The sequence below is a fragment of the Paenibacillus sp. GCM10023250 genome, assembly GCF_042653205.1.
In the GTDB taxonomy this organism is placed as follows: Bacteria; Bacillota; Bacilli; order Paenibacillales; family Paenibacillaceae; genus Paenibacillus_Z.
In genome coordinates this window covers 32,315-58,438 of record NZ_JBHSHY010000001.1, presented here as the reverse complement: position 1 = coordinate 58,438, position 26,124 = coordinate 32,315, and the positions used below count along the sequence as shown (strand labels likewise).

Here is a 26,124-nt window from a genome sequence, read left to right as displayed (position 1 = left end):
GAATAAGTGCGTTCAAATCCGAACGAAATCGTTGAACCGGCGATTCCCGAATCCATGAGAACGGCCGGCTTACATCATTTCCGCTTCGATTTTCACCGGCGCGGCGCCTTGCTGGCGCTTGGGCATCCGAAGCTTGCCGAAGAAAAACGCCGAAATCAGGCCGATGACGACCACGACGATGCCGATGACGAAGACGGAGGTAATCGCGTTGCTCAAAATATGCTGCAGCGCCTCGAGCAGCTTCGGCGGCACCTGCGCCTTTACTTCGGGCTGCAGGAGCGCCTGCGGATTCGCCAGCGAGCTCAGCTGATCCGCGGGAATGTCTTGGAACTCCTGCTGCAGGCCGCCGATGCCGTCCGTCATTTTGGTCGACATGATGACGCCCATGATCGCGACGCCGACGGTACCGCCGATCGAACGCGTGAATTGGGTCGTCGACGTCGCGACGCCGCGCAGCTCGTGTCCGACCGCGCTTTGCGCCGCGATCGTGAGCACCGGCATGAGCGCGCCCATGCCGAAGCCGATGATGATCATATACACGATCAGCTCGAAGCTGCCGGTATTCACGGTCATCTGCGACATGAACAGATAGCCGATGGTCATGATCGCCATCGACGCCATCACGATGCTCCGGTAGCTCAGCTTCATGATGAGCCGGCCGCCGATGATGCTCGACAGAATGAGCGACAGCATGAGCGGCGTCAGGATATAGCCGGAATTCGAGGCCGAAGTGCCGATAACCGCCTGAGAGAACAGCGGAATGTACGTGATGGCGCCGAACATGCCCATGCCCATCAAGAAGCCGACGATGCTCGATACGGAGATCGCGCGGTTGGCGAACAGCTTGAGCGGGATGATCGGTTCTTTCACCTTGGACTCGATCCACAGGAAGAGCAGGATCAGCACGAGGCTGGCGCCGAACAGGCCGAGAATTTGCGGGGAGTCCCACGCATATTTCGTCATGCCGCCTTCGGACGAGCCGCTGCCGCCCATCTCGATGGCGAGCAGGAACGCCACGATCGCGCCGGTAAGCGTGGCCGCGCCGCCCCAGTCGATCGCCTTTTTCTCGTCGCTCTTGGATTCCTTGAGCGCGATCGACAGGATGATGGCCGCGAAGATGCCGAACGGCAGGTTAATGTAGAATATCCACTGCCACGCGAGATGGTCGACGATGAAGCCGCCGACGGCCGGGCCGATGACGCTGGACAAGCCGAACACGGCGCCGAAAATGCCTTGCATCTTGCCGCGGCGGTCCGGCGGGAAAATATCGCCGATGATCGTCATGGCGATCGGCATCAGGGCGCCCGCCCCGATCCCTTGGATGGCGCGGAACACGATCAGCTGCGTCATGTCATGAGACAGGCCGCAAAGCGCGGATCCGACGAGGAACAACCCCATCCCGATCAAGTAGACGAGACGGCGGCCGAACAAGTCGGCGAGCTTGCCGAAGATCGGCACGGCCGTCGTCGAGGTTAGCATGTAAATGGTAAACACCCAGCTGTACAGGCTGAAGCCGTTCAATTCCGCGATGACGTGCGGCATGGCGGTCGATACGATGGTTTGGTCGAGCGAGCCGAGCAGGAGGCCCAGCATGAGCCCGGTCACGATCCATCGGATCTGTTTTGGACTTATTGAGGTCATCTTTCCACTTCCTTGTTGGGTTCTGGTGTGTATTGGGATTCCAATGCCTGAAGCAGCAGGCCGAACGCTTCCAGGACGACGTCGATCTTCCCTTCGTCGAGCTGTCCGACGATCCCGGCAATCCATTCGGTTCGCTGCTGCCAAATGATGTCGATGGTCTCCGCGCCTTTCTCCGTCAGGCTGAGCAGCACCACGCGTCGATCGGTCTCCTGCCGGGTCCGTTCGACGAGGCCGAGGCCGACGAGCTTGTCGGTCAGGCCGGTCGCCGCGCCGGACGTAATGCCGAGAAGTTTGGCGACGTCGTTGACCCTGCATGCGCCGTTGCGCTGCAGATACATCAAGACGATGATTTGTCCGTTTGCGAGCTGGAACGGGTTCTCGACCGTCTTCAAACTATTCTTCGCGCGCTGGCTCCACCGCTGTATGAGCAGCAGCAGCTCGTTCAGCTTCTTCTCCTTACTGGTCGACTCCGCGATCGGTCTTCCCCTCCCTTCCGGCGTCATTGTTTTACCGACCGACTAGTTTAGTTGTTAAATAACTTAGCCAGTAAGATATTTTAGACTTATAAAAAATATAACAAATCGCCGCCCGCGTCAATACGTTTCTGCAAAAAGAAAAGAGAGCCGGCTCTCCGTCCGAAGACGCCGAGGCCGATCTCTCTTTCCATGAATTGCGGCTGATGATGCGTTACTCGTTCCCCAGGATAGCCGCTTCTCGAATTTGACGCCGCTACCGAAGCGCAACCGACTTCTGAATAGCCGCCATCGTCTGGTCGCCCATCAGACCAAGCCGCCAGAACGCCACCCCCTTGAGACCGTAGCGCTTGGCGAGGCCGATTTTGCCATTGACGGTCGCCGCGGTTTCGCTGCCCATGGAGATGCCGAGCACGAGCTTGCTCTTCGGCACGTCCGCGACCGCGAGCCGGATCGCCTCGTCGATGCGGTTCAGCGGCTCCGGGCCGTCCTCGTACGAATACTCGTACGCCATCATGATGATCTCGTCGGCATGCGCGGCCAGCGCCTTGTAATCGTAGCCGCGGTACGAGCTGTTGAGCGGATGCAGCGCAAGCGCGAGGGTGAGGTCCGCCGCTTTGGCGCTCTTGTTCAAGGACGCGACGAAATCGGTGAAGGATTGCCGGATCGCCGGCAGGTCCGCCGCTTAACCCGAGTCCCTCGAAGTCGAGCGTAATACCGCCGAATCCGTTTTGCGCCGCCAGGCTAACGAGCTGCGCGATAACGTCGGCTTGGAGGGTTTTGTCCGCCAGCAGCTTCGTCAACTCGCCGCTGCCGTCCATCGCGACGGCCATCAGCATCGGCTTGCCGCCCGCTTCGGCAGCATCCCGCAAGATCGACTCCGGCGTCACGTCGCCCGCGGGCTTCGGCCAGTAGAAGTCTCGGCCGGACAGCGTCAGCTTGCCGTCCGCGTCGATGCGCGTCCAGCCGAACGAGACGGAGTCGAACTTCCGCACGAGACCGGCTTCCTTATACGATGAAATCGCGTAAAACGCCTCCGTGTACAGCTTTTCGACCGGCGACGTGATCGACACCGTCTGTGAAGGACCGTCCCAGCCGACCGAAGCTCCGAACTGCTGGCTGAAGAAGCTTAGCGGCACGAATATCGATCCGTCCTTCGCCGCCGGCGCGACCCGGAGCTGATGTGCCTGCCCGTTCACGAGCGCCTTTTTGTCGTTTTGGCGCAGGACGACCGTTCGGACCGTGCCGTTCCGCGTCTTGGTCGCGGTCAGCATGCGGTTCGCCCAGTCGACCTGGATGCCAAGCGCCTCGGCGATGGCGCGGAACGGCACCATCGTCGTGCCGTTCGCCACGTACGGCGCGGCCGGAAACGGCAGCGTATAGCCGTCGAGCACGATGCTGACGGGCTTCGCCGCGGCCGCGTTCGCCGCCGGCGCGGTTGACGTCACCGACGCCAGCAGCATGGCGGAAGCAGCAACGGCCAGAATGGCGTTCTTTTTACGGTTCATTGCGTTTCTCCCCTATTCGCCTGTAGTAGATAGACTTGCAGTTTACTAGACGCGAGGTCGGGGGAAAAGTTTCAAATGATTGGAAAATGCTGATAAGGCGCCGCTCGCCGCTACGATTCCCCGTCGAGCGACCGCAGCCGGCGCAGCGACGGGAACAGCACCATCCACAGCGCGGCGACCGCGATCGTCCCGATGCCGCCGATGAAGGCGGCAGGCACCGCGCCGAGCCAGCCGGCGAGCGTGCCGGATTCGAACTCGCCGAGCTGGTTGGACGTGCCGACGAAGAGCGAGTTCACCGCGTTGACGCGGCCGCGCATCTCATCCGGCGTCTGCAGCTGGACGAGCGACGAGCGAATGACGACGCTGATGACGTCCGATGCGCCGATCAGCAGCAGGGCGGCCAAGGACAGGTAAATGCTGGTCGATACCGCGAACAGCATCGTCGCGAGGCCGAACACGCCCAGTGCGCCGAACAGGATCGGGCCGAGCGCCCGCCGCAGCGGGTGATACGCCAGCGCGAGCGACATCAGCAGCGCCCCGACCGCCGGCGCCGTCCGCATGAGGCCGAGTCCCAGCGCGCCCGTGTGCAGGATATCCTCCGCGAATATCGGCAGCAGCGCCGTCGCCCCGCCGAGCAGCACGGCGAACAGATCGAGCGAGATCGTGCCGAGTATGACGGAATGGCGGCGGACAAACACTAAGCCCGAGAAGACCGAACGCAACGTGACCGGAGCGGCGGCGCGGACGGTCCGCGCCATGCGGATCAGCACCGTAAGCACGGCGCTGGCCAGCAGCATCGCCGCCGCCGCGACATAGGCGTAAACCGGTCCGGCGGCGATCAGCACGCCGCCGAGCGTCGGGCCGACGATCTGCGACGTCTGGCCCGTGGACGTCGTCCACGCGATGGCCTTCTGCATCCGCTCCTTCGGCACGAGCATCGGCAGCAGCGCGGACGAGGACGGTCCTTCGAATGCGCGGCAAGCACCGAGAATCGCGGCCGCCGCCAAAATCTCGGTACGGCCGAGCCAGCCCGCGATCGTCCCGACGAGCAGCAGCAGCGTAATGACGCCTTCGAGCAGCTGACAGAGGATGACGATCAGCCGGCGGTCGAACCGGTCCGCGGCCTGACCGACGACCAGTGTCAGCAGCAGCATGGGCAAAAATTGCGCGAGTCCGACGAGGCCGAGGCTGTACGCATCATGCGTGAGATCGTACATCTGCCAGCCGATCGCAACGGACAACATTTGGAAGCACGTGGACGACAAGGTGCGCGAAACCCAAAATTTCGTGAAAGATGAGGGATTCAGCGCGGATTCAGCGGTTTCTTGCATGGTGAAGAGTACACTCCTTATGACGGCGTTAAACAGACAATACAGGCATTATACCACCGGGGCCGCCGCGAAGCTTTACCGATTTTGCCCAATTGGCCGGATTCCTTCCACGTCACTTGCCGCGCATGGCAAAGAAAACCGCCTCGAATGAGGCGGCATGAACATTGTGCCGAAGATCGGCAACACCATATGGCAACCGATCAGTCGCGGGCGCCGGCCGGTTGAGCGGTCCGGAGATGGCGGACGTAGTCGGCCCGGCTTTGCGCCAGACGCTCATCCGACAGGTTCGACGAATCGCTCAGCGTGAACGGAGGCAGATACGTCGCGCCGATGAACGGCGCGATCGCTTCGATCGGGCGCAGAATTTCGCGCAGCGTGAAGCGGTTGAACCCGTCCGGCTGATAGGACGCTTCCGTGCCGTACGTCGAGACGGCGGCGCCGATTTGCTTGCCGGCCGTTTTGTCGCCTTCCGGCCCGAACGCCCAGCCGTACTGCAGTACTTGGTCAAACCATTTCTTGAGCAGATACGGCGTATTGTACCAGAACAGCGGATATTGGAAGATGATCCGGTCATGCGCTTCGACCAGTCGCTGCTCGGCGGCGACGTCGATGTTTTCGTCGGGATACGCTTTGTACAATTCATGGACCGTGATGTCTTCTTGACGGCTCAGTTCTTCGATCCACGCCTTGTTGATGCGGGATGTTTCGATGTTCGGATGCGTAACGATGACCAATGTTTTCATGTGTAAATTACTCCTTCTCGTGTTGGTTTTTTGAATCAACGGCCTTGGAAGAAAGGCGCCTTGCGCATGTAGACGATATCGATCGCTTCGTAAAGCGGACCGTCCCGCTCGGTTCTCTCGCGCACGTCCAGCCACTCCGGGTCCTTCATGAACGCTTCGAAATTCCGTTCGCGCGCCTCGGCGTCGCGGTGCTCCAAAATATAGTACAAGCGGTTCTTCGATGCGTCCGCATCGACCCAAAATTCGGTCACGTTCATGCCGTGCTTGGCGAATATCCGGATCGTGTCGTCCCGGAACCGGTCCAGCATCGCCTGCATGCGGCCTTCCGGTATCGTGTAGATGCGCAGTTCGTACAGCATGGCTTCAGCTCCTCGTCTGCTATCGAATACAATCGGACCACGAAGTTCCGAGGCGCCGGCTTACCAGCGGCCGGCGCTCTGTCCGCCGTCGACGTGAAGGATTTCGCCTGTAATGAAGGTGACGGCCTCCAGGTACAGGATGGCTTCCACGACTTCCCGTTCCTCGCCCATCCGGCCGAGCGGATGCAGCGTCGCCATGGCGGCGTGCGTCTCCGGCGCGTGCATCGGCGTCTTGATGACGCCCGGCGCCACCGCGTTCACGCGGATGCCTTGATCGGCCAGCTCGATCGCGAGCGACCGCGTCGCCGCGTTCAAGCCGCCCTTGGTGAGGGACGTCAGCACGGACGGCACGCCTTTGATCGGCTGCTCCCCGGCGCCGCTCGCGGTGATGTTGACGATGTGACCGGCGCCCGCCTTTTGCATTTCGCGCACGGCCAGCTGGGTCACGTGGAAGAACCCGTTCAGGTTCGTGGACAAGAGCGCAGCGTAATCCTCGGCGGTGTACGCCGTGAACGGCTTGGCCATGAAGATGCCGGCGTTGTTCACCAGCGTGCCTAGCGACCCGAAGCGCGTCAAAGCGGTGTCGACGAACCGTTCCGCTACCGCGCGGTCCGCGATGCTCCCGCTGACGTAGGCGACGCGTTCCCCGGTGGGATCGATCGCACGGGCGGCTTCCCGCAGCGCGTCTTCGCGCCGGCCGTTAATGACCACATTCGCACCCTGCTTCGCCATTTCGATCGCGACGGCTTTGCCGATGCCGCTGCTGCCGCCCGTAATCGCAATCGTTTTTCCTAACAGGCTTGCTTGATTCATATTCATCGCTCCTTTATATTTTATCTATTAGTAAATAGGTTATCGCCGCAAACCGATCATACAACGAACTGGCTATCATGTATAATATGAATTCAAGATGGCCAGTATCACGAAATCAGATCGCAAAAGGAGCGCAACATGGATCTTCAATTACTTCGCGCATTTTACGCCGCCGCCCAAGAAGGCAGCTTGTCCAAAGCGGCGCAGCGTCTCAATTTCGCCCAGTCTAACGTTACACAGAAAATCCAGCAGCTGGAGGCCGATCTCGGCACGCAGCTGTTCTACCGCCACAACCGCGGAATTACGCTGACCGATTCGGGGCGGATCCTGTATGCGTACGCCGAGAAAATCCTGCACATCGTGCAGGAGGCCCGGTCCGCCGTCGGCGATTCCGCCAAACCGGCCGGCCCGCTCGCGATCGGCGCGCTGGAGACCACAGCCGCCATCCGGCTTCCCGCGCTGCTGACCGACTATCACCGCGAACATCCGGCGGTCGATTTTTCCCTCGTCACCGGCATGACCGAGCAGCATGTGAACGACGTGCTCCATTACCAGCTGAACGGCGCGTTCGTGACCGGCCCCGTGGAACATCCCGAGCTCGTGCATGAGCATGTCGTCGACGAGGAGCTCGTGCTGGTCACTCCCGCCTCCCATCCGCCCATCAACTCGATCCGGGACGCGGGGCTGCGCACGGTCCTCGCGTTCCAAGCCGGCTGCTCGTACCGGGCGCGCATGAATATGATGCTGCGGGAGGAAGGCCTCGTGCCCGACAAGCTCATGGAGTTCGCCTCGATCGAGACGATCATCGCCTGCGTCGGCGCCGGACTCGGCATCTCGCTGATGCCGAGATCCATCGTCGCCGAGCCGGCCGAGCAAGGGCGCATTCGCTGCCACGACGTCGCCGGCAAGCACGCGATCCTGCAGACCGTGTTCATTCGGCGCAAGGACGCGCTCGAGACGCCCGCGCTGTCCGCGTTCCTGGCCGCGATGCGGACGCATTTCGGCTAAGCACCGGCGCCGCCGGACGGCTTGTCTTTGCTGGGTATAATTGGGTAGCCTTCCGCAAATACTGGAAACACCCTGACCGAGGCAAGGAGCGTCGACGATGCGGATCGCGGAGAAAATAACCGGCTCCCAGCTGGGCTACATGCTTTTCACGTTCATCGTATCCACCAATATGCTGACCGTCCCTTCCATCATGGCGATGTTCGGCAAGCAAAACGCCTGGATGTCGGTGTTTCCCGCCGCCCTGACGGGTCTAATCACCATCTGGACCATGATCGCGCTCGGCAGCCGGTATCCGGGGCTTACGTTGACCCAATACAGCGAAAAAATCGTCGGCAAAAGCTTAAGCAAGCTGCTGGCGCTCAACTATATTTATTATTGGTTCGTGTCGATCACCACGATCGTCTACCAGCATACGGGATTTATCAAGACGCTCCTGCTGCCGAACAGCCCTTCGATCGTCTCCACGGTGACGTTCTTGCTGCTGTGCGGCCTGGCCGCCGCGGCCGGCATCGAAGTCATCGGCAGAAGCAATGAATTCCTCACCCTGCTCATCCTCGTGTTCCTGCTGCCGCTCTTGGTGCTGACGACCATGGAGGCCGATCTCACGCAGCTGCAGCCGGTACTTGGAGACGGCATCGTTCCGGTGCTCCAGGGCGCGTTAAGCCCCGCCGGCGGATACATGAATCAATTCTTTATTCTGGGGTGGCTCCTGCCCTATTTGAACCACCCGGGCAAAGCCCGCAAGGCTTCGCTGCTCGCGCTCGCCGGCGTCGTTCTCTCGTCGTGCGCCATCGTCCTCTTGACGATCATGGTGCTGGGGCCGATGACGAGCAAGCTGTCCTATTCGTTCCTAAGCGTCATTCAGTACATCGGCATCCCCGGCTCGTTCGAGCGGCTGGAGGCCGTCGCCGTGTCGATGTGGGTCATGGGCTGCTTCGTGAAGGTGTCCGTCTCGCTCTTCATCTTATGCCTGTGCGTCAAGGAGCTGTTCGGCATCCGGAATTACCGCGATCTCATCCCGCCGCTTACGTTGTTCTCGGTGATCGGCTCGGTCTGGATCTTCCGAAACAGCGCGGATCTGGGCAATTACCTCGTCTACACGTTCCCGCTCCTCGCCTTCTTTAATCACACGCTCGTTCCGCTGCTGCTCCTCGCGGTCGACAGCCTCCGCAGGAAGACGGCCGAGCCGTCACTTCCGTAGCAGCAGCTTCCCTACGGGTTCGAGCAGCTGCTGGCAGGGACGGATGAAGCTCGGGACGTCGACGCGCGCGATGAATAGGCAGCCGAGCGCTACGGACAGCCCCATGATTCCGCCGTAGAGCACGGCTTCTTTGGTTTGCGCCCGGCCGCGCAAGGCGCGGATGCCCGCCACGGACCATACGGCGGCGAGCAGGACGAACACCGTCAACTTCACGATCATTCGATGATCTCCTTATCGTTCAACTGCAGCGGAGGACCCGCCATGCCGGAACCGCCAATCTTCAGTTCGACGTCGACGGCGATGTCCGCTTCGGCGTACCTGCGATGCCAATCGCCCTGAAGCGCGCGCCATTCCTTCGGATGACGGCGGTACAGCGCCGAACCGAATCCCGCGCTGTCCGCCCGGTACTGCTTCTGCAGCTTCGTCAGCGCCGCGCGGACCTGCCGCTCGACCACCTTCTCCAACGCTCGCCGGGCGATGGCCAGATTCTCCGGTACGCTGATGTCGTACCGGCTGTTGTTTTCGACGATGGTGCCCTCCCCGGTCAGCGCGATCTTCAGCCGGAGCCGATCGCCGGCCAGATCGGAGACGATGCTTCGTTCGGCGCGATTGACCGCCAATCCGACGATGCCGCCGTCCGGCAATTGGGCGTTCACGCGATTCTGCTTCATGCGGCCCGCGGCCCACAGGAAGCCGTCCGTCTCGTACCCGTCCAGCATGCCGACCAGCTTCAAATCCTTGAAGACGGCTGTGCCGGCCAGCCCGAGCATCTCGGTGTCGCTTCGGACTTCCGCCTTCTCCCGCGACTCCGCTTCGATGACGCCGATGACAGGATCGACGCCTTGGCCGGACGACGCCATGAAGAAATCGCGCAGCGTCACCGCGAGCTCGCTGCGCCCGATCTCCATCTCCTTGACGGCTTCCATCGGCACCTGTTCGAACGGATACGACGATCGCAAAATATCCCGTCCTTGCCCGCCCTTGACAACGAGCATGTACGTCCGCAGGCGCTGCCGGGGATCGTGGGTGAACACGTCCAGCATATTATCGATTCCTTGCCTGCCGAGCGCTTCGCCGATGAAGATGACGCTGCGGTGGGCCGTGAACAGCTTGCGGGAGCTCTTCTTCTGAAGCATCAGAAACGCTTCGTTCGCGTCCTTGCCGACGGCGGACAGGACGAAAAACTTCTTCTGCCCTCCGTCTCCTCCCCCGCCGCCGATCTCGCCGGAGGCGGACGGAATGGCGATTTGCACCGACAGCAAGTAAGCACCCTCCTTCGTCTTGTCGAAGGCGGCCCCCGTAATGAACGCCAGGTCGTTGATCTCTGTACGGTCCCAGCAGCCGCTCAGGAAGAGCAGCGCGAAGATGGCGAACGCGCATCGCAATAAGGTCATGCCACGGCCCCTCTCTATGTCCGCATCCTCCGCATCCTGCCTGCTACGCCCGACCGTCGTCCGGCCGGCTCCGCCCTTGGCCGGGACCCGGCTTCTGCCCGCCCGCCTCGCGAATCGGATCGGAGCGGCTCAGGAGCTTGGGGCGCCGCGTCTTTGCCCAGATCGGCGCGCGGATGAGGATGTCTTTCCAATCCGTCGGAATGGTCGGCGCCGCCGGCGCGAAGTACGGCACCCCGAACGAGCGCAGCGACGCGACGTGCAGGAGTATGCCGAGGAAGCCGAGCACGATGCCGTAGAGGCCGAGCGTGCCCGCCAGGAACAGCATCGGAAACCGCAGCAGCCGGACGCCGCTCGCGAAGCTGTACCGCGGAATCGTGAACGTCGCGATGCCGGTAATCGAGACGATGATGACGACGGGCGCGGAGATGATGCCCGCCTGCACGGCCGCCTGCCCGATGACCAAGGCGCCGACGATGCTGATCGCCTGCCCGATCTGCTTGGGGAGGCGGATGCCCGCTTCCCGCAGCGCCTCGAACGTGATCTCCATCAGGATCGCTTCGATGAACGCCGGGAACGGCACGGCTTCCCGCGAAGAGGCAATGCTGATCACGAGGTTGGTCGGAATCATTTCCTGATGGAACGTCGTCACCGCGACGTACAAGGACGGCGCGAAGATGGCGATGAAGATGAACAGGAACCGGATCCACCGCACGAAGGTCGCGACGGGCCAGCGGGTATAATAATCCTCGCTCGCCTGCAGGCCGCTCCAGAAGGTCATCGGCATGATCAGAACGAACGGCGTGTTATCGACGAGCAGGGCCGTCTTGCCTTCCAGCAGCTCGGCCGCCACGACGTCGGGACGTTCCGTGCTGTGCACTTGCGGAAACGGCGAATACGGCAAGTCCTCGATGAATTCCTCGATGTAGCCCGAATCGAGAATCCCGTCGATCTTGATCCGCTCGACCCGCGTCCGGACCTCCGCGACCAGCGAGTCGTCGGCGATGCCGGCGATGTACGCCAGCACCACCTTGGTTTGCGTCAGCTCCCCCAGTGTGACCGGCTCCGTCTTCAGCCGCGCCGTCTTGAGCCGGATGCGCAGCAGCCCGATGTTGACGCCGAGATTCTCGATGAAGCCGTCCCGGGGACCGCGGATGACTTGCTCGGAGGAAGGCTCCTCCAAGCCGCGCTGCTTCGGATTCGTGGCCATGACCAAGAGCGCCGAATCGTCTCCGTCCGCCAGCAGCGCCGCGAACCCGTCCAGCACGCAGCGGACGACCTCCGCCGCGTCGGACGACCGCTTGGTCTCTCCCGCGGTGACGATTCGCTCGTCCAGCGCTTGCGCGCTGAGCGGCCGGCCGGCCGTCCGCGCCTCGCCGATCGCGTTGATCGGCTTCAGAAGTTGTTCGTCGATCACCCGTTCGTCGGCGATGCTCGACATATAGATGACCAGCCATCGCTCCCCGCCGCTCAGCGTCCCCCGGCGGAAGACGATATCGAAGCAGTTGTCGAACCGCTTCCGGAACTCCGCCTCGTTCCGGTCGAGATCCGCCGACAAGCCGGCTTCGTCCCCATCCGCCTCGGCGAGCGCTTCCGGCAAACTTGGAAGGCCGGGCTTCCCGCGCATCCATTTTTTGAACCGTTTCACCCTGGTGGCCCCCATTCCGCAATAGCTGTATTTTCCCGTATCGCCGACGATAATATTCCATTTCCGGATTCGGTTACCGAAGGTTCGGGCGGACAGCCGGAAGCGTGCAGAAGCGGACTAAGCAGGCCGAAGCGGGCGAGATCCGGCGCATTCGAGGACGGCAAGCGGAAAGCTGCAACGCTTGACGCGGTCATCGGCATCGCCTCTTACATGCATTTTTTGCAATTTCGGAACATTTTGACCTCTTTTGTCGTTTAACGTACATGGCCGCTCCGCAACGCCGGCGCGGCAAATTCCTAGTATGGAGCGTGGCCCCACCATGACGAGCATCCCCGAAACGAGTAAACGCAATATGATCCGCATGCTGGAGCAACTGAGCCTATCCTGCCCTCGCATGGATTTCGAGCGCGCGCCGCGGGCAATCCGATACGAATCCGATCTGCCGCATCCGCTGTTCAACCGTGTCATCGCCTACGAGGGGGCTGACCTGGAAGGCGCCGCCGCCGACATCGGCGAAGATGGCGAGATCGCGATTTACATGGGCTAACGCCAATCGGTGCCGCCCCCGCTCTTCATCGAACCAACACCGCCCTATAGTTACGATGGACCTAACATAACATGTTGAGTATGTGTCAAAACCTGTCGAGTCAAGTCTTGTTTTTATCGCCGCAGGGGCTATACTTAAACGAGAATCGTTCGAATTATACGAGAAAGGAATGCCCCGCATGTCCAAATCCTTACAAACGACGTTAATCATTCCCGGCATTTTGCTGTTCGTTCTTTTCTTCGCGATGTTCCCCGCCGTGCTCACGGCCGGTTCGGAAGGCGTCCTCCAGATTCATCTGGGGAACGGTCTCGCCAGCATCCGCCATTATCTCGGAGGACTCCTCTCCGGCGAATCGTTCCAATTTATCGCCGGCAGCACAGAGCGCTCATTCTGGGACCAGATCGGCGCCTGCTTCACGGTCTCCTTCGGCTATACCGCCGTCGGCGGCGTGGCCGGTCTGACGGCCGGCATGCTGCTCGGCGTGTATCTCGCGGTGTCCCGCCGGGCCCGCTGGATGAAGCGATTCCTCGAGCTGACGGGCATATTGCCGGACTTCGTCATCGTCCTGCTGCTTCAGTTTCTCGTCGTGTACATCGCATCGGAGACCGGCATGGTCGTCTTCAAGGTCGCCAGCGCGTCGACGGACGATCCCGCGGTCGCCCTGCCGCTGATCTCGACCATACTCATTCCGGCCAACTACATGATTCGGAACGTCGCCCTGCAGATGAACAACGCGTTCACGGAAGACTATATCGGATTCGCCAAAGCGCGCGGCCTCGCCAAGCCGTATATCGTGTTCTTCCATGCGCTCCCGAACGTCCTGCCCTTCGTCAAGGCGGATCTGCATAAATTCATGGCCATCCTGTTCGGCAATCTGTTCATCTTCGAATATTTGTACAATTTGAACGGCGTAACCCTGATGGTCTTCTCCAACGCGTTCGCGTATGGCAGCTATCAGTACAGCCTCGTGGTGAACGGGCTTCTTGCGCTGCTCGCGCTGTATGCCGTCGTATACGCCCTGCTGCGCGCCGTCGTGTACGGCTGGGAGAAGGTGATCGTACGATGAACAAAACGCTGCTAGCCGGCTTGATCATTACAGCCTTCATGCTGCTCGCTTCGCTGTTCGGCCACTATGTCGCGCCGCATGATCTGAACGAATCCGCGCAGGTCAGCTACAGCGGAGGCGAGCTGACCGTGCCGCCGCTTCCGCCGTCGAAGGAATACCCGCTCGGCACCGACAAGTACGGCTACGACATCCTTGCCAAGCTGCTCGCAGGCTCGAAGTATACGATCTACGTCGCGTTCGCGGTCGCCTTCACCCGTATGGCGCTCGGCGGCGCGATCGGCCTGCTGCTCGGCTACTTCGGCCAACCGAAGACGGCCCGCCGCGAGCGCGCACCGATCTGGAATATGCTGAACGGCATTCCGGTCTTCGTCATCGTCTGGATGATCATGATCGGCATCACGATGAACCCCGCGGCGAGCGCGCCGGCGATGGCGCTCATTCTCGCGGTCGTGCTGACGGCCATCGGAATCCCGTCCGTCGCGGGCACGATGAGGGAGAAGACGGCCATTATCCGCGAGAAACAGTTCGTGACGTCGGCGCATTCGATCGGCGCCGGGCCGTGGCGGATTTTGCGGAAGCACGTATTCCCGCATATGAAGGAAAGCCTCCTCATCCTGTTCGTGCAGGAGATCGTGCTTATTCTGGGCCTGTTCGGCCAGCTGGCGATTCTGAACGTCTTCGTCGGCGGCACGAAAGAACTGAAAGATCCGGTCGAATACCTCAGCCGGACGAACGAATGGAGCGGCCTCGTCGGCCAGTCGCGAGACTACCTGTTCACCTACCAATGGGTGCTGTTCATGCCGCTTGCCGCTTACGTCGTCTTCATCCTCGGCTTCCATCTCATCTCGATCGGGCTGGAGAAGCATTACCGCAAGACGTTCGCCAAGGTGTCGCAGTTGTAGGCAGCCGATTAGGGCGAGAAGATCCAAGCGAACATATGAAAAAACGCCAACCGACGGTTGGCGTTCCGGCTGCCGAGAACCTCTCGGCAGCTTTTTCTTTGTCCCAATGATGGGTACGGGGACTATGGAGGCAGCTACGATCTGCCGGTGCTTTCTGCCATCATGATGCGCTGAAACAACTCGACGGCATCCGCCTTGGCGTCTTCCCCCAAGTCATCTTGGAGCCACACGTTGCGGGCGCAGGCGATGAGATCCTGAAGTACTCGTTCTGCGCGGTAGTAGGCAAGCACCGTCTCATCGACCTCCACGGCCCCATACCCCTGAAAAAAGTCTTGATCATGCGGCGGACCGGCAAAGATGAAATCACGTTCCTTGGGAGCAAGCATTACATCATCCCAATCGATGATAAACGCATGTCCGGCTTGATCCCGGATCACATTCGCGGGATGAAGATCCGCGTGGCAGATGACAAGCGGGATGGCGCGTTCGCGAAGCGAAGCTGCCAGCTCTATCAAGCCGTCCAATTTAGCGTGAATCGCCAACCGATGCTCCACCCAAGACGCATGAAGCGCACGCTCCGGCTCACTTCCGCCTTCCCAGCGCGCCAGTTGATCCTCCAATGTCCGGATCCACCAAACATAGACCGCTGAATCAAAGGATTCCCGGCGGATAGGCCCGAGTCCTTGGGGCGGCAATCCAATCCGGTGAATCCGTGCGAAGATCGTCCCCACCTGCTTCCACTGCCCGGCCGACATGCCGTCGAAGCTTGAATCCCCATCGATATAGGGATACACCGCGACGGTCCAATCCGCCAGCCGCGTCCAGAGCGAACCGCGCTTGGTCGAGAGGGGAGCCACAACCTCCGCAATCCCTTGATCATGAAGGAATCGAGGAATGCGGTATTGCGGTTCGTATACAGGTTTTGAAGTGAGTTTGAGCAAGTAGGCCGCTCCTTGAGGACTCACCACATGATAGACCGCAGAGCTGTAATCGAGTCCGAGCGGAAGAAATACAATTGTTGCGGCTGTGACATCGTAATGCTCCATGAGACAGGTCCGAAGGCGCTCCTCCGTGATCTCCAGTGAATTGCGCATCGCTCCGTTCACTCCTTTGTCCCCGTGATATTCACGCCTCGCTGCCATCATGCGCGATCAAGCCAACAGCGTATAGACCAGATAGACGGCGGTTCCCCACATAACGAGGGCGGAAAACCGGTTCAGCCCGGCCTGCAGCCGGCCGGCGCGGTCCTTCGCGCCGACGAGGCGGCCGGCGAACGCGAGCGCGAAGTACCACATCCACGAGACGAGGATGCAGATGCCGGTGAAAGCGATCTTGTCCGCGCCTTCATAGCTGAGCGAGCTCGTGCCGATCACGCCGATCGTGTCCATCAGCGCGTGCGGATTGAGCAGCGACACGGACAGTGCGAACGCCGCCTGCCGGCGCGGACCGAGCGGCGCCGGCGGTTCTCCGCCGGCGCCCGTGACCGCGGCGCTCTTCCAGGTCGCCCGCCCCATGTACAGCAGGAAGACGATGCCGGCGAGCATCAGCGTCAGCTTGAGCCAGGCGATGCCGAAGGCGGCCGTCGATACCCCGAGCACCGCGAGCAGGATCAGCATCGTGTCGCAGAGCGAGGCGACGAGGACGGCCGGCATCGCCCGGGCATAACGGCGCTGCGCGGCGCCTTGATTGAAGACGAACATATTCTGCACGCCGAGCGGCAGGATGAGGCCCAGAGCCAGAATAAAGCCTTGAATGACGGCACTAACCATCGCGATTCCCCCTTAAGCGCGCGTACGACCAAGCAATGATTCCGGGAGGGAAATCGATCTTGCGTCTATCGGTACGGCGAAGTCAGCCTATTCTATCACGCAAAGCCGTAAAAGAATAGATTGGCCGCTGCCCTAAGGCGGCGCCAGCGGCTTGCCGGCAGCTTGGCGGCGGCTTGGCCGGCCGGAGCGCCGCCGCGGCTTCCGGCGTCCCAAGGCCGCGCGGCGCCGGGCTCCATTGGACGGGACGATCCGGCCCATGACGAAGAAGCCCCGGTTGTCCGGAGCTTCCTATGCGCGATTCGGCAGGCACTGGCCTAGCTAGAGCGGTTACGCCCAGACAGCATAGAATGACCGGCGATCCGCGGGCGGTTTACCCTTTCCGCGTCAGCCAGCCGTGCAGCCGCGCCGATTCCGCTTCGCTCAACGGACCGCGCCCGATCGCCCGGAGGTTGGCATCGACCCACGCGGCCCGGCGCATCGACACGATGACGCGGTCGACCGCGGGCTGCGTCGCGGCCCAGCGCAGCAGAATATCCGCCGCGTCGTCCTTATCCGCCCCGAGCTCATCCAGCCGCCAGCCGCGGACGAATGGGGACAGCGCGATCGTCTCCATGCCCCATTCCTTCGCGAGCCGGAACAGCTCTCCCGCTTCCTGGTAGAACGCGTTGTACGGCGCCAGCACCGCCGTCACCGGGTGGCCCACGGGCAGCTCCGCCAGATGCTCCGGCCGCGCCATGCCGAGCGCGACGCGCTTGACGCGCCCTTCGCTCATCCAGCTCGCGGCGAGTGCCAGCTCCTCGCGCAGCTTCGCCGCGTCGTCATGGACGTGCACGACGAGCATGTCGATCCGATCCGTGCGCAGCTCCGTCAGCATCGCCGCGAGGTGCTCCGGCTCGTACGGCGTGAAGCCGACGAGCTCCCGTTCCTTGCCTGGCTGCTTGAAGAAATTCCACGCCATGATCTCGGCTTCGTCCCGGCGCCCAAGCCGTTCGAGCACTTCGCCGAGCGCGAGGCGCTCCTGGTAATACGTCGTATCGATCAGGCCGATCCCCCGGTCGAGGCAGGCGGCGACGATCGCGCATTGCTCCTCGAACGAAGCCTCCGGATCGTTCCCGAGCTCAGCAATAAACGAATGGCCGCCGAGGCCGAGCTTCGCGGCCGTCATTCGGTGATCTCCCCGTCCCGCGTGCATTCCGCGAGGAACGTGCCGAAGTGATACGCCGGCCGGTAGCCCAGCTCCTCCCGCTCCTTCGCCAGATCGGGCGGTTGAACGGCGTCCGGCAGCTGGAATCCGTAACGCTCGATGACGCGCTTCGCGCCGGGATACAGGCGCTCCCACGCTTCGGCAGGCGCATCGGCGTACGACCGCGCGTCGTCTTCCGTGAACCGGTCTTCGCGCACGATATGATACGCGCCGTACGTCCGGGGGCATTCGACCGCGAGCTCCACGGCCCGCAGGACGTCCCGCCGGTCGACGCCGCCGTGCAGCAGGCGTTCGCCGTAGTGGCGGAGATCCCGGAACGGCGTGAAATCCGCCGGGCGCAGCATCAAGACTTCGATGCCGTGATGCTCGTGATAATAGCGGCACAGCTCTTCGCCCAGCTTCTTCGTGTACGCGTAGAAATCGTTGCCGTAAACGGACATGCTCGACAGCCACACCACGCGGCGTACCCGGTTGCGGACCGCCGAGCGGAACATGTTGAACGTCCCCGTTACGTTCAGCGCGTAAAAGTCCTCTTCGGAGCGCTGCCCCATATGGATGCCGTGCCATGCCGGCGTATGTACAATGACGTCCGCGCCTTCGGACGCGGCGTCCAGCGCGCCCGGCTCGCGGACGTCCGCAAGCGCGAACGGCAGCGCCGTATCGACCTCGACGATATCCGACAGCCGCAGGTCGTGCTTGCCGCGCAGCAGCTCCGCGGCGCCCGAGCCCACGCTGCCCGAGGCGCCGGTGATCAAGATGTTCATTCTGATTTCCCCTTCCCTATGAACGGCCGATAGGACCTGCTCTTAGTATACCAATGCCGCCGATGCGGGGTAAGGAGTGAAAAAACGTTTACTCAGTAACCTTGAAGTAACTGCCGCCGCTCCCGAGCCCGGGCGGACTCTAGCTTCTTCCGCAGGCCTTACTCCTTGACGGAGCCGAGCATGATGCCGGAGATGAAATACTTTTGCAGGAACGGATAGACGCACAGGATCGGGATGGACGCCACGAATACCTGCGCGGACTTGATCGTGCGGTCGGACACCATGCTCATCAGCTTGGCATATTGCTGCGTCATGACCTGCGAGTTGGACTGCACCAGAATCGTCTGCAGGTACGATTGCAGCGGGTAGTTCTTCTGGTTGTTCATGTAGATGAGCCCGTCGAACCAGGCATTCCAATGGCCGACGGCGATGAAGACGACGAGCGTCGCCAGTATCGGCATCGACAAGGCCAGATAGAGCCGGAACAAGATTCGGTAGTGGCCGGCGCCGTCCATGAACGCCGACTCCTCGATCTCCTTCGGAATGCCGCGGAAGAAGTTCGACAGCAGCAGCACGTTGAAGACCGACACCGCCCCGGGCAGGATCAGCGCCCAGATGGAATCGAGTATGCCCGTGTACTTGACGATCATGAACGACGGCACGAGGCCGCCGGAGAACAGCATCGTCACGACGAGGTACCAGGCGAAGACCGGCTGGTGCTTGAAGGATGCCTTGCTCTTCGACAGCGGATAGGCGATCAGGATCGTCAGCAGCATACTGACGAACGTGCCGAGCGCGACGCGTTCGATCGAGACGCCCATCGCGGTCCAATACTCCGATTTGTTCAAAATGTATTCGTACGACTTGAGCGTCGCCCGAACCGGCCACAGCGTCACTTCGCCCGCGTTGACCGCGCTGCTCGCGCTGAGCGAGACGGACAGCACGTGGATCATCGGCACCACGCAGCTGAGCGAGAAGAGAACAAACAACAATCCGTTCAGCGCCGCGAACGCGCGCCTTCCGATAGAACGATCCGTCATGGCCGTGCTCCCCCTCCCTTTCTTAGAAGATCCGGTGATCCGATACTTTGCGCGCGACGTAATACGAGACCGAGATGAGCGCGAGGCTGACGACCGAACGGAACAGGCCGATCGCGGACGCGAGCGAATACTGCGACTGCTGCAAGCCCATCCGGTACACCCACGTGTCGATGACGTCGCCCGTCGAATAAACGAGCGGGCTGTAAAGCATGAGCACCTGCTCGAAGCCGGCGTTCAGGATGTAACCCATGCTGAGCGTCATCATCAGAATGATCGTCGACTTGATGCCGGGAATCGTAATGTGCAAAATCTGCTTGAACCGGCTCGCGCCGTCCATGACGGCCGCCTCGTACAGCGTCGGATCGATGGTCGTGATGGCGGCCAGGAACACGATCGTCCCGAAGCCGGTCACCTGCCACGTCTCCGTGCCGACCAGCACGTACGGGAACAGCGACGCCTTGGACAGGAACACGACCGGCTCGAAGCCAAGCTTGCCGAGCAGCGCGTTCAGCAGCCCTTCCCGGGCAAGCAGGTCGCGCAGGATGCCGCCGAGGATGACCCAGGACAGGAAATACGGGAAGTAAATGATTGTCTGCACGACGCGGCGGAAGAGCTTCGAGACGATCTCGTTCAGCAGTACCGCTACGACGATCGCCGCGAGTGTCTCGACGACGATTTTCATCGACGCGATGAAGAGCGTGTTCAGCACGACCTGCTTCACGTCCGGAATGTACATGAGCCGCCGGAAGTTCGCGAAGCCGACCCAGTCCGAACGGAAGAAACCGAGGCTCGGCTCGAACCGCTGGAACGACATGACGACCCCGAACATCGGGAGATAGGCATAGACGAACAAGACGACGACCGGCGCGATCAGCATGACGTACAAGGCCAGCTGGCGGCGCGGAATCGCTAAGGCATGCAGCAGTTTCATGGCTTCCCCTCACTCCATTCGGCTTCCGTTCCGTCCCGCGGCGCGAGGGCCGCGGATGGACGTCCGTCCGCAGCCGGCCCGCCGCGGACGGGCGGCAGTCTATTTGCTCTCGAACCAGCTTTGGATGCTTTCCTTGTTCTTCGCTTCGAACCACTTGTTCACGCCGGGATAGACGGCCGACATGTAGAGCGCGTCGTATTGCTTCAGGAAGTCGTCGTACTGGCCGATATCGCCGCCCTTGACCACGTTCAGGAACATGACGTCGTACGCCTTCTTGACGATCGGCGCGTTGTCGATCATCTCCTGCGTCGGCATCGCCGTATATTCGTTCATCTGGAACGCCTTGTTCTTGATGTAGCCGTCGACGACCGCGAGGCTGCCCTGATCGGTGTACGACAGGTAGGACGGGAAGCCGGCCTTGTCGTTCTTGTCGGCATAAGCCTTCGCCTGGTCGTAGAACAGCTTGTCGGATTCCGGCATGCCGTCCGCCTTACCCGACTTGAACGCGCCGCTGACGACCTGGTAGGCCTCGTAATTGAACGACGGATTATAGACCGGCATCGGATATGCCAGGAAAATGCCGGAATTGTCCTTCGGATCGGTGTTGTACTTGCCGAATTGCATCGTCTTGGGATTGTTGTTCAAGTCGTGGTACAGATTCTCCATCTTCACGAGCGCTTCGGGATGCTCGACGCCCTTGCGCGCCACGCTGATGCCGAGCACGGTCGCGGCCGTCACGGAGGACTTCGCCGGCTCGCCGTCCGCCGACGGAATGGCGACGGGCAGCCACTTGTTGTCCGGATGCTTGTCGAGGTTCAGGTTGAGCGGCCACCACGCGTCCCACAAGCCGCCAAAGACGACGCCGGACTGGTTGTTGACGATCGACTCGTTGTACTTCGTATCGTCGAACGTCGCGAAATCGGGGTTGATGTAGCCTTTCTTGTAATACTCCTGCAGCTTGAGGAGCGCCTTGCGGGTGTTCTCGCGGTGCTCGGGACCGAACATGCCGTCCTCCAGCTCGCCCTTGCCGTTCTTGACCCAGATGTTCGGATAGGCATGGAACATGTTGAAGAACGCGTCGCCGATGCCCCAGAAATTCGACGCGATGTTCGCGTCCGCGAGCGCGATCGGGTATTTCTCGCCGCCGCTGTTGTCGTAGTCGTTGTGCTTGAACGCGTCCAAGATCTTGTCGAGGTCGTCGACCGTCTTCGGCAGCGCCAGCCCCGCCATCTCCACGTTGTCCGAGCGCAACCACAGCATGAAGCCGGAATCGTGGTACGTCTGGCCGTTCGGAATGCCGTACACCTTGCCGTTCTTGGTGACGCCCTCCAGCAATCCCGCGTAATCGCCGGTCAAATATTTCTTCATGTATGTCGAGCCGTAGTCCTGCAGCGCCTGGGTCAGATCCTCGAGCTGGCCGGTGGACGCCAGGCGCTCGAACTGCGCCGGGGAGACGTAGAAGAAATCCGGCAGGTCGCCGCTCGCGATCATGAGGTTCATCTTCTCCTCGCCCTGCGCGCCGGGCGACGTCCAGTTGAACTTCAAGTTGATGCCGAGCTTCTCGGCCCACGTGCGCGTGTAGATGTTGCTCTCGAGCGTATCGGGCTTCTTGAGATTGGTCGCCACCTCGTTGTTCGTGTGCACGGTCGTGACCGTGACCGGCGGATCGTACTTGCCGTACGGATCCTGCGGCGGCTCCGCGTTCGGATCGAGCTGCACGGCCGTCTCCGAAGCCGCGCTGCCGTTCTTCGCCCCGGCGTTCCCGCCGTCGCTCCCGTTGTCCCCGCAGGCCGACATCATCAGCGTCAAGGAAAGGCCGATGGCGAGCGGTGCAAGCATGTTCTTCTTGTTCATGCTGGATTTCCCCCTGTACGGGCCGGATGCGCCCGCTAGTATGAAAGGCCGGGACGTTCCGCGTTGTAAGCGCTTAACATCTGAATGCATTATAGAGCACGCGCCAGGGGGCGTATTGTATAATCGCGATGCCATTTGTACAATTGTCATAAAAAAATGGCGGCCCCGCGTATCGGTGCCGCCTCTTCTCTGCTTATCGCGCTCGTTTACCGTGCCGCTTGCGGCCTTCGCGAATCCCGCCCTCCGTCCGCGCTTCCGCCGCGCTTGCTTCCCATTAATACATTTTTTGTTCCATCCGTTACAGATAGCCGTGCTGCTCGCGGTATTCCTGCGGCGTCCGCGAGACGCTCGCCCGGAACGCCTTGGAGAAATGCGCCCCGTCGTAAAAGCCGCTGACGACCGCGATCTCGGTGATCGGCATCGTCGTCGTCTCGAGCAGCCGTTTGGCGCTCTCGATGCGCGCGGCAAGCACGTACTGGCCGATCGTCGTACCCGTCACCGACTTGAAGAGCTGGTTCAGGTACCGCTCGTTCAGCCCGTGGCGGGCGGCCACGTCCGGCAGCAGGATTTTGCCGCCGTTGTCCATCCGTTCCTGCAAATCCTCGATGACCTGCCGCACGATCAGCTCGTGCCTGTTCCGGTGGCCGGCGTGCTCGGCGAGCTCCATGTAGATCCTCACGAAGATATGAAGGAAGTAGTGCTTGGCCAGCACCGAGACGTGCCGGTCCATGCGCAGCTCCGTCATGAACGCGCGAAACTCCGCCTGCAGCCCCGGCATCGACAGCGGAGCCGCCTCGAAGTCGAGCAGCCGGAACAGCTCGCCCATCCGCGCGTTCAACTCCGGCGCGTCGAACCGGAACATGACGTAATAGAGATCGAACGAGCCATCCTCGCAGTAGCTGCTGCGGACGTCGTCCGGCACGTAGATGAGGTCGCCGTGCTTGAAATGCAGCGTTCGCTTGTCCTGCACGACGGTGTTCGTCCCCCGCGCGTAATAATTCAGCTCGAAGCCCGAGCCCGCACCGTTCCAGCCCCGGTCCCGCCAGAAGCCGAACGACGGAAACGAAAACCGGTGCCATTCCCGGTCGAACAAATCGATCAGCGATTTCAGATGCGACGCCGGTTTGGAGCTGTTCATCGCGCAGCACTCCTCCGCTTTTTCTTACAATTTTACAATTGAAAGAATAACTATACAATACGGATCGCGGAATGTGAACTATACTCGGAGTAGTTCTGCAGGGGACTAACACGCGAAGAGGGATGTGGGCCATGAAGGAGACAGTCGGACTTATTACGCAAGCAGATAAAGAATTTTACAAGGAGAATGGCTATTGGGTCAGCCCGGTGCTGTTCGGCGAGGACGAGATCGCGGAGCTCCGCCGCGCCCATGACCGTATCTGGTCGTTCGATTACGACGGCGACGGCTATCCGCTCGAGGAATGGCGCCCGTCGAACAATCCGAAGATGCTCCGCAAGATCGACAACTCCTGGTGGATCAACGACGCCGTCCGCCAGACGGTGACGAGTCCCGTGCTCGGCCGGATCGCGGCGGGCCTGATGGGCAGCTCCGGCGCGAGGCTGTGGTACGACCAGGTCATTTACAAGCCGGGCACCGGCACCGGCGAGAAGGACGCTTTGTCCCCCGGCAACGTCGGCTGGCACCAGGATTATATCTATTGGCAGTGCACGGACACCCCGAACCTGGTCACGGCCTGGATCGCCCTGCAGGACACGGACCTGACGAACGGCTGCATGTCCGTCGTGCCCGGCTCGCACGAGTGGGGGCTGCTCGAAGGCAGCGACGCGTTCTTTAACCGCGATCTGGAGGCGGTCAAGCACCGCATCGCCCAGGAATCAGGCCGCGAATGGAAGGAAGTTCCGGTCACGCTGAAGGCGGGTCAGGCGAGCTTCCACCACGCCCTGACGATTCACGGCTCCGGCCAGAATTATTCGGCAGATCCGCGGCTGTCCGTCGTCGCGCATCTCATGCCGGACGGCATGGCCTACAAGAAGCACGGCCAGCACAACGTCGACAACATCCGGCTGCTCGGCCCCCGTCCAAAGGAAGGCCAGCGCTACGACAATCACTATTGGCCGCTGCTGTACTCCGAACATTCGCATCAAGATTAGCCGTACCCGCATACTAATTTCGGCCGACATGGGCCCACGGAGGTTAACCGACTATGAAAATGCAACTGACGCCCGAAGAACGGCAATCCGGCAAGCTGGATCCCGAGAAACTCGAAATTGCCATCGAACAAATAAAAGCAAACGGTTACATCGTGCTCGACAAAGTCTACGGCGACGAGCAAATGGCCGAGCTGCGCGGCGCGTTCGACCCGCTGTTCGACGAATACATCGATCGCCGAGGCTATAACACCGGCACGAACCGCGCCCAGATGCACCTGCCGTTCCAGGCGCCGTTCAACGACCCGTCCATCCTCGAGCATCCGATCGCCATGGCCATCATCGACGGGGTCCTCGGCCCGTACAGCAAGATCAGCTATTTCGCTTCCGACACGCCGATGCCGGGCTCGGACTACCAGGCCGTGCACTGCGACATCAACCCGCTGTTCCCCGAGCTGTCGGTGCCTCTGCCTCCCTTCAGCCTCGTGCTGAACATTCCGCTCGTCGACACAACCGAGGAGAATGGCCCGCTCGAGATTTGGCCGGGCGGCACGCACCTGCACGGCGACCGGGCGAACCAGGATACGCTCGGCGGCGTCGTCAATCCGCACATGCACATCGTTCGCGCGTCGCAGTACATGCATTCCGAGAAGGTGTACATGTCCGCGGGCTCCATCGTCATCCGCGACATCCGGATGTGGCACCGCGGCACGCCGAACCGCTCGAACTACCGCCGCACGAACATTGCCTTGATCTACAACCGCGACTGGTTCGGTTCGGGCTATTCCATCCAGATCCCGCGCGAAACGTATGACAACCTGCCGAAGCGCTCGCAGCAGCTGCTCCGCGCCGAGAAGATCGGCCATCCTGTGATGATGCCGTGGGAATGGTAAGAGCGCCGTCCTCGCGCGCCGACGGCTCCGGCTAGCGTAGACCGGCCGGCCGCAGGTCCGCGGGCGTCAAGCGGACGCGCGACAAGGCCCGTTCCGGGAGGAACGGGCCTTGTCGCGGTTATATCCGGATTTGGCGGTTTAGCTTGGGCATAGCATGCAAAGCGAAAGCGGGTTAAGTTTGACGGTGCCAAGCTTAACCCGCTATCGGCAGGCTTTAATCAAGGCGGCGCGGCGTCAGGCGGACGTTTCCGTCGTCTCTGTCACCGTTCTGCCCGACATCGCCTGCAGCTTCTTTTTGGCGCGGTGAATGAGCGTCTTCACGGCGCCGACGGACAAGTTCAGGATCGACGCCAGCTGCTTATAGGACAAGCCGTATTCGTAGACGAGCACGAGCGCCTTGCGCGCTTCCGGCTTCAGGTTATCGAGCAGCTCGTATTCGTCCGGCACCTCGGCGAACCGCCCGATGCCCCCATCGACCGAGCCGGAGACGGTTTCCATCCGCTCGCTCGTAATTTCGAGGCTGCGCACCCGCTTGCGGTACAGGTCGATCGCGGTATTGCGCGCGATGACGGTCAGCCAGCCTTCCTGCACGTCCGCCGCGCCCGTCTCGCCGAGCCGGCGGTATATTTTGATGAACGTCTCCTGCGTCGCGTCTTGGGCCAGAAAATGGTCGCGCAAGATCGCGTACGCGCAATAATAGACGTGCTTGTAGTATTGCTGGTAACACGCGTCGAACGTAGTCGCCGCGTCGTATGCGGCCCGTTCGCCGGATGCCGCCGCTCCGTCCAGTTCGCCTTCCGCCGCGATCGGACTGTAGGCGCCGAGGCTTGTCCGCGCGGCCAAATAACCGCCGTATCCCGAATCGTCCGGAGCATCGTGATGCCGTTCCGTGTTTGGTGACATATTTCGCT

27 protein-coding genes and 1 pseudogene are annotated in these 26,124 nt (G+C 61.5%); 8 read left to right on the top strand and 20 right to left on the bottom strand.

What is annotated here, in order from left to right; genetic code table 11:
* Positions 1–69: 69 nt before the first annotated feature.
* The 3 genes from ACFPB1_RS00265 to ACFPB1_RS00255 all read right to left on the bottom strand — a co-directional run bounded on the left by ACFPB1_RS00265 (position 70) and on the right by ACFPB1_RS00255 (position 2,748).
* Entirely contained in the window at positions 70–1,641 is a 1,572-nt protein-coding gene (locus tag ACFPB1_RS00265; RefSeq protein ID WP_379220611.1) for an MDR family MFS transporter, read from the bottom strand.
* Positions 1,638–2,144, bottom strand: a complete 507-nt coding sequence (locus ACFPB1_RS00260) for a MarR family winged helix-turn-helix transcriptional regulator (RefSeq protein WP_379220609.1) — start codon at positions 2,142–2,144, stop codon at positions 1,638–1,640. The genes ACFPB1_RS00265 and ACFPB1_RS00260 overlap by 4 nt, the downstream gene beginning before the upstream one ends.
* Before the next feature lie 226 nt (positions 2,145–2,370).
* Positions 2,371–2,748: a hypothetical protein gene (locus tag ACFPB1_RS00255; RefSeq protein ID WP_379221709.1), complete on the bottom strand. Its 378-nt coding sequence runs from the start codon at positions 2,746–2,748 to the stop codon at positions 2,371–2,373.
* A gap of 146 nt (positions 2,749–2,894) precedes the next feature.
* Here ACFPB1_RS00255 and ACFPB1_RS00250 point away from each other — a divergent pair, with 146 nt between their 5' ends.
* A complete protein-coding gene (locus tag ACFPB1_RS00250; RefSeq protein ID WP_379221707.1) occupies positions 2,895–3,029 on the top strand; it encodes a hypothetical protein in 135 nt (44 codons plus the stop codon).
* Between the two features lie 209 nt (positions 3,030–3,238).
* Here ACFPB1_RS00250 and ACFPB1_RS00245 read toward each other — a convergent pair.
* The 5 genes and pseudogenes from ACFPB1_RS00245 to ACFPB1_RS00225 all read right to left on the bottom strand — a co-directional run.
* Positions 3,239–3,448: pseudogene (locus ACFPB1_RS00245) on the bottom strand (copper amine oxidase N-terminal domain-containing protein); the annotation flags it as partial.
* A 284-nt stretch (positions 3,449–3,732) separates the two neighbouring features.
* Complete coding sequence (locus tag ACFPB1_RS00240) at positions 3,733–4,953, bottom strand: MFS transporter (protein WP_379220606.1); 1,221 nt, start codon at positions 4,951–4,953, stop codon at positions 3,733–3,735.
* 200 nt (positions 4,954–5,153) lie between these two features.
* Entirely contained in the window at positions 5,154–5,696 is a 543-nt protein-coding gene (locus ACFPB1_RS00235) for an NAD(P)H-dependent oxidoreductase (protein WP_379220604.1), read from the bottom strand.
* Between the two features lie 35 nt (positions 5,697–5,731).
* Positions 5,732–6,055 carry an NIPSNAP family protein gene (locus ACFPB1_RS00230; protein WP_379220602.1) on the bottom strand — a complete coding sequence of 108 codons (324 nt, stop codon included), beginning with the start codon at positions 6,053–6,055 and terminating at the stop codon, positions 5,732–5,734.
* Positions 6,056–6,115: 60 nt separating this feature from the next.
* Entirely contained in the window at positions 6,116–6,868 is a 753-nt protein-coding gene (locus ACFPB1_RS00225) for an SDR family NAD(P)-dependent oxidoreductase (RefSeq protein WP_379220600.1), read from the bottom strand.
* A 138-nt stretch (positions 6,869–7,006) separates the two neighbouring features.
* Between ACFPB1_RS00225 and ACFPB1_RS00220 the strand changes: the two genes are divergently transcribed.
* Both ACFPB1_RS00220 and ACFPB1_RS00215 read left to right on the top strand, forming a co-directional pair.
* Complete coding sequence (locus ACFPB1_RS00220) at positions 7,007–7,876, top strand: LysR family transcriptional regulator (RefSeq protein ID WP_379220598.1); 870 nt, start codon at positions 7,007–7,009, stop codon at positions 7,874–7,876.
* Positions 7,877–7,973: 97 nt separating this feature from the next.
* Positions 7,974–9,077 carry a GerAB/ArcD/ProY family transporter gene (locus ACFPB1_RS00215; RefSeq protein WP_379220596.1) on the top strand — a complete coding sequence of 368 codons (1,104 nt, stop codon included), beginning with the start codon at positions 7,974–7,976 and terminating at the stop codon, positions 9,075–9,077.
* Here the strand turns inward: ACFPB1_RS00215 and ACFPB1_RS00210 are convergent.
* From ACFPB1_RS00210 to ACFPB1_RS00200, 3 genes are read right to left on the bottom strand one after another with little or no spacing between them, the layout of a single operon-like run.
* Positions 9,066–9,296: a hypothetical protein gene (locus ACFPB1_RS00210; protein ID WP_379220594.1), complete on the bottom strand. Its 231-nt coding sequence runs from the start codon at positions 9,294–9,296 to the stop codon at positions 9,066–9,068. The two genes, ACFPB1_RS00215 and ACFPB1_RS00210, sit on opposite strands and share 12 nt — an antisense overlap.
* The gene (locus ACFPB1_RS00205; RefSeq protein ID WP_379220592.1) at positions 9,293–10,471 is read right to left on the bottom strand and encodes a Ger(x)C family spore germination protein; all 1,179 of its coding nucleotides are present in this window, start codon (positions 10,469–10,471) and stop codon (positions 9,293–9,295) included. The genes ACFPB1_RS00210 and ACFPB1_RS00205 overlap by 4 nt, the downstream gene beginning before the upstream one ends.
* Before the next feature lie 43 nt (positions 10,472–10,514).
* Complete coding sequence (locus tag ACFPB1_RS00200; protein ID WP_379220590.1) at positions 10,515–12,116, bottom strand: spore germination protein; 1,602 nt, start codon at positions 12,114–12,116, stop codon at positions 10,515–10,517.
* Between the two features lie 352 nt (positions 12,117–12,468).
* Here ACFPB1_RS00200 and ACFPB1_RS00195 point away from each other — a divergent pair, with 352 nt between their 5' ends.
* The 3 genes from ACFPB1_RS00195 (at position 12,469) to ACFPB1_RS00185 (ending at position 14,631) form a co-directional block, all read left to right on the top strand.
* The gene (locus tag ACFPB1_RS00195; protein ID WP_379220588.1) at positions 12,469–12,663 is read left to right on the top strand and encodes a hypothetical protein; all 195 of its coding nucleotides are present in this window, start codon (positions 12,469–12,471) and stop codon (positions 12,661–12,663) included.
* Between the two features lie 178 nt (positions 12,664–12,841).
* Positions 12,842–13,729, top strand: coding sequence for an ABC transporter permease subunit (locus ACFPB1_RS00190; protein WP_379220586.1), 888 nt, complete (start codon positions 12,842–12,844; stop codon positions 13,727–13,729).
* Positions 13,726–14,631 carry an ABC transporter permease gene (locus tag ACFPB1_RS00185; protein ID WP_379220584.1) on the top strand — a complete coding sequence of 302 codons (906 nt, stop codon included), beginning with the start codon at positions 13,726–13,728 and terminating at the stop codon, positions 14,629–14,631. Before ACFPB1_RS00190 ends, ACFPB1_RS00185 begins: the two co-directional genes overlap by 4 nt.
* A 134-nt stretch (positions 14,632–14,765) precedes the next feature.
* Here ACFPB1_RS00185 and ACFPB1_RS00180 read toward each other — a convergent pair whose 3' ends face one another.
* From ACFPB1_RS00180 to ACFPB1_RS00145, 8 genes are all read right to left on the bottom strand, one after another.
* A complete protein-coding gene (locus ACFPB1_RS00180; protein WP_379220582.1) occupies positions 14,766–15,725 on the bottom strand; it encodes a phosphotransferase enzyme family protein in 960 nt (319 codons plus the stop codon).
* A 57-nt stretch (positions 15,726–15,782) separates the two neighbouring features.
* Complete coding sequence (locus ACFPB1_RS00175; protein WP_379220580.1) at positions 15,783–16,400, bottom strand: LysE/ArgO family amino acid transporter; 618 nt, start codon at positions 16,398–16,400, stop codon at positions 15,783–15,785.
* A gap of 370 nt (positions 16,401–16,770) precedes the next feature.
* Positions 16,771–17,565: an aldo/keto reductase gene (locus tag ACFPB1_RS00170; RefSeq protein ID WP_379220578.1), complete on the bottom strand. Its 795-nt coding sequence runs from the start codon at positions 17,563–17,565 to the stop codon at positions 16,771–16,773.
* The gene (locus tag ACFPB1_RS00165; RefSeq protein WP_379220576.1) at positions 17,562–18,368 is read right to left on the bottom strand and encodes an NAD-dependent epimerase/dehydratase family protein; all 807 of its coding nucleotides are present in this window, start codon (positions 18,366–18,368) and stop codon (positions 17,562–17,564) included. Before ACFPB1_RS00165 ends, ACFPB1_RS00170 begins: the two co-directional genes overlap by 4 nt.
* A gap of 158 nt (positions 18,369–18,526) precedes the next feature.
* Positions 18,527–19,408: a carbohydrate ABC transporter permease gene (locus ACFPB1_RS00160; protein ID WP_379220574.1), complete on the bottom strand. Its 882-nt coding sequence runs from the start codon at positions 19,406–19,408 to the stop codon at positions 18,527–18,529.
* A gap of 22 nt (positions 19,409–19,430) precedes the next feature.
* The gene (locus tag ACFPB1_RS00155; protein ID WP_379220572.1) at positions 19,431–20,339 is read right to left on the bottom strand and encodes an ABC transporter permease; all 909 of its coding nucleotides are present in this window, start codon (positions 20,337–20,339) and stop codon (positions 19,431–19,433) included.
* Between the two features lie 99 nt (positions 20,340–20,438).
* The gene (locus ACFPB1_RS00150; RefSeq protein ID WP_379220570.1) at positions 20,439–22,193 is read right to left on the bottom strand and encodes a hypothetical protein; all 1,755 of its coding nucleotides are present in this window, start codon (positions 22,191–22,193) and stop codon (positions 20,439–20,441) included.
* Between the two features lie 298 nt (positions 22,194–22,491).
* Positions 22,492–23,331 (bottom strand): helix-turn-helix domain-containing protein, encoded by an 840-nt coding sequence (locus ACFPB1_RS00145; protein WP_379220568.1) that lies wholly within the window; start codon positions 23,329–23,331, stop codon positions 22,492–22,494.
* A 131-nt stretch (positions 23,332–23,462) separates the two neighbouring features.
* Between ACFPB1_RS00145 and ACFPB1_RS00140 the strand changes: the two genes are divergently transcribed.
* Complete coding sequence (locus tag ACFPB1_RS00140; protein WP_379220566.1) at positions 23,463–24,323, top strand: phytanoyl-CoA dioxygenase family protein; 861 nt, start codon at positions 23,463–23,465, stop codon at positions 24,321–24,323.
* Positions 24,324–24,376: 53 nt separating this feature from the next.
* Positions 24,377–25,213 (top strand): phytanoyl-CoA dioxygenase family protein, encoded by an 837-nt coding sequence (locus tag ACFPB1_RS00135; protein ID WP_379220563.1) that lies wholly within the window; start codon positions 24,377–24,379, stop codon positions 25,211–25,213.
* Between the two features lie 234 nt (positions 25,214–25,447).
* Here ACFPB1_RS00135 and ACFPB1_RS00130 read toward each other — a convergent pair whose 3' ends face one another.
* Positions 25,448–26,116 carry an RNA polymerase sigma factor gene (locus ACFPB1_RS00130; RefSeq protein ID WP_379220561.1) on the bottom strand — a complete coding sequence of 223 codons (669 nt, stop codon included), beginning with the start codon at positions 26,114–26,116 and terminating at the stop codon, positions 25,448–25,450.
* Positions 26,117–26,124 lie beyond the last annotated feature (8 nt).

What these genes read in the sequence shown, in the direction of transcription:
- ACFPB1_RS00215 (WP_379220596.1), top strand. Translation starts at nt 7,974, where the DNA reads ATGCGGATCGCGGAGAAAATAACCGGCTCCCAGCTGGGCTACATGCTT.
- ACFPB1_RS00150 (WP_379220570.1), bottom strand. Translation starts at nt 22,193, where the DNA reads ATGAACAAGAAGAACATGCTTGCACCGCTCGCCATCGGCCTTTCCTTG.
- ACFPB1_RS00155 (WP_379220572.1), bottom strand. Translation starts at nt 20,339, where the DNA reads ATGAAACTGCTGCATGCCTTAGCGATTCCGCGCCGCCAGCTGGCCTTG.
- ACFPB1_RS00210 (WP_379220594.1), bottom strand. Translation starts at nt 9,296, where the DNA reads ATGATCGTGAAGTTGACGGTGTTCGTCCTGCTCGCCGCCGTATGGTCC.
- ACFPB1_RS00205 (WP_379220592.1), bottom strand. Translation starts at nt 10,471, where the DNA reads ATGACCTTATTGCGATGCGCGTTCGCCATCTTCGCGCTGCTCTTCCTG.
- ACFPB1_RS00265 (WP_379220611.1), bottom strand. Translation starts at nt 1,641, where the DNA reads ATGACCTCAATAAGTCCAAAACAGATCCGATGGATCGTGACCGGGCTC.
- ACFPB1_RS00240 (WP_379220606.1), bottom strand. Translation starts at nt 4,953, where the DNA reads ATGCAAGAAACCGCTGAATCCGCGCTGAATCCCTCATCTTTCACGAAA.
- ACFPB1_RS00195 (WP_379220588.1), top strand. Translation starts at nt 12,469, where the DNA reads ATGATCCGCATGCTGGAGCAACTGAGCCTATCCTGCCCTCGCATGGAT.
- ACFPB1_RS00160 (WP_379220574.1), bottom strand. Translation starts at nt 19,408, where the DNA reads ATGACGGATCGTTCTATCGGAAGGCGCGCGTTCGCGGCGCTGAACGGA.
- ACFPB1_RS00190 (WP_379220586.1), top strand. Translation starts at nt 12,842, where the DNA reads ATGTCCAAATCCTTACAAACGACGTTAATCATTCCCGGCATTTTGCTG.
- ACFPB1_RS00170 (WP_379220578.1), bottom strand. Translation starts at nt 17,565, where the DNA reads ATGACGGCCGCGAAGCTCGGCCTCGGCGGCCATTCGTTTATTGCTGAG.
- ACFPB1_RS00140 (WP_379220566.1), top strand. Translation starts at nt 23,463, where the DNA reads ATGAAGGAGACAGTCGGACTTATTACGCAAGCAGATAAAGAATTTTAC.
- ACFPB1_RS00185 (WP_379220584.1), top strand. Translation starts at nt 13,726, where the DNA reads ATGAACAAAACGCTGCTAGCCGGCTTGATCATTACAGCCTTCATGCTG.
- ACFPB1_RS00135 (WP_379220563.1), top strand. Translation starts at nt 24,377, where the DNA reads ATGAAAATGCAACTGACGCCCGAAGAACGGCAATCCGGCAAGCTGGAT.
- ACFPB1_RS00260 (WP_379220609.1), bottom strand. Translation starts at nt 2,144, where the DNA reads ATGACGCCGGAAGGGAGGGGAAGACCGATCGCGGAGTCGACCAGTAAG.
- ACFPB1_RS00180 (WP_379220582.1), bottom strand. Translation starts at nt 15,725, where the DNA reads ATGCGCAATTCACTGGAGATCACGGAGGAGCGCCTTCGGACCTGTCTC.
- ACFPB1_RS00235 (WP_379220604.1), bottom strand. Translation starts at nt 5,696, where the DNA reads ATGAAAACATTGGTCATCGTTACGCATCCGAACATCGAAACATCCCGC.
- ACFPB1_RS00145 (WP_379220568.1), bottom strand. Translation starts at nt 23,331, where the DNA reads ATGAACAGCTCCAAACCGGCGTCGCATCTGAAATCGCTGATCGATTTG.
- ACFPB1_RS00175 (WP_379220580.1), bottom strand. Translation starts at nt 16,400, where the DNA reads ATGGTTAGTGCCGTCATTCAAGGCTTTATTCTGGCTCTGGGCCTCATC.
- ACFPB1_RS00230 (WP_379220602.1), bottom strand. Translation starts at nt 6,055, where the DNA reads ATGCTGTACGAACTGCGCATCTACACGATACCGGAAGGCCGCATGCAG.
- ACFPB1_RS00130 (WP_379220561.1), bottom strand. Translation starts at nt 26,116, where the DNA reads ATGTCACCAAACACGGAACGGCATCACGATGCTCCGGACGATTCGGGA.
- ACFPB1_RS00165 (WP_379220576.1), bottom strand. Translation starts at nt 18,368, where the DNA reads ATGAACATCTTGATCACCGGCGCCTCGGGCAGCGTGGGCTCGGGCGCC.
- ACFPB1_RS00220 (WP_379220598.1), top strand. Translation starts at nt 7,007, where the DNA reads ATGGATCTTCAATTACTTCGCGCATTTTACGCCGCCGCCCAAGAAGGC.
- ACFPB1_RS00225 (WP_379220600.1), bottom strand. Translation starts at nt 6,868, where the DNA reads ATGAATCAAGCAAGCCTGTTAGGAAAAACGATTGCGATTACGGGCGGC.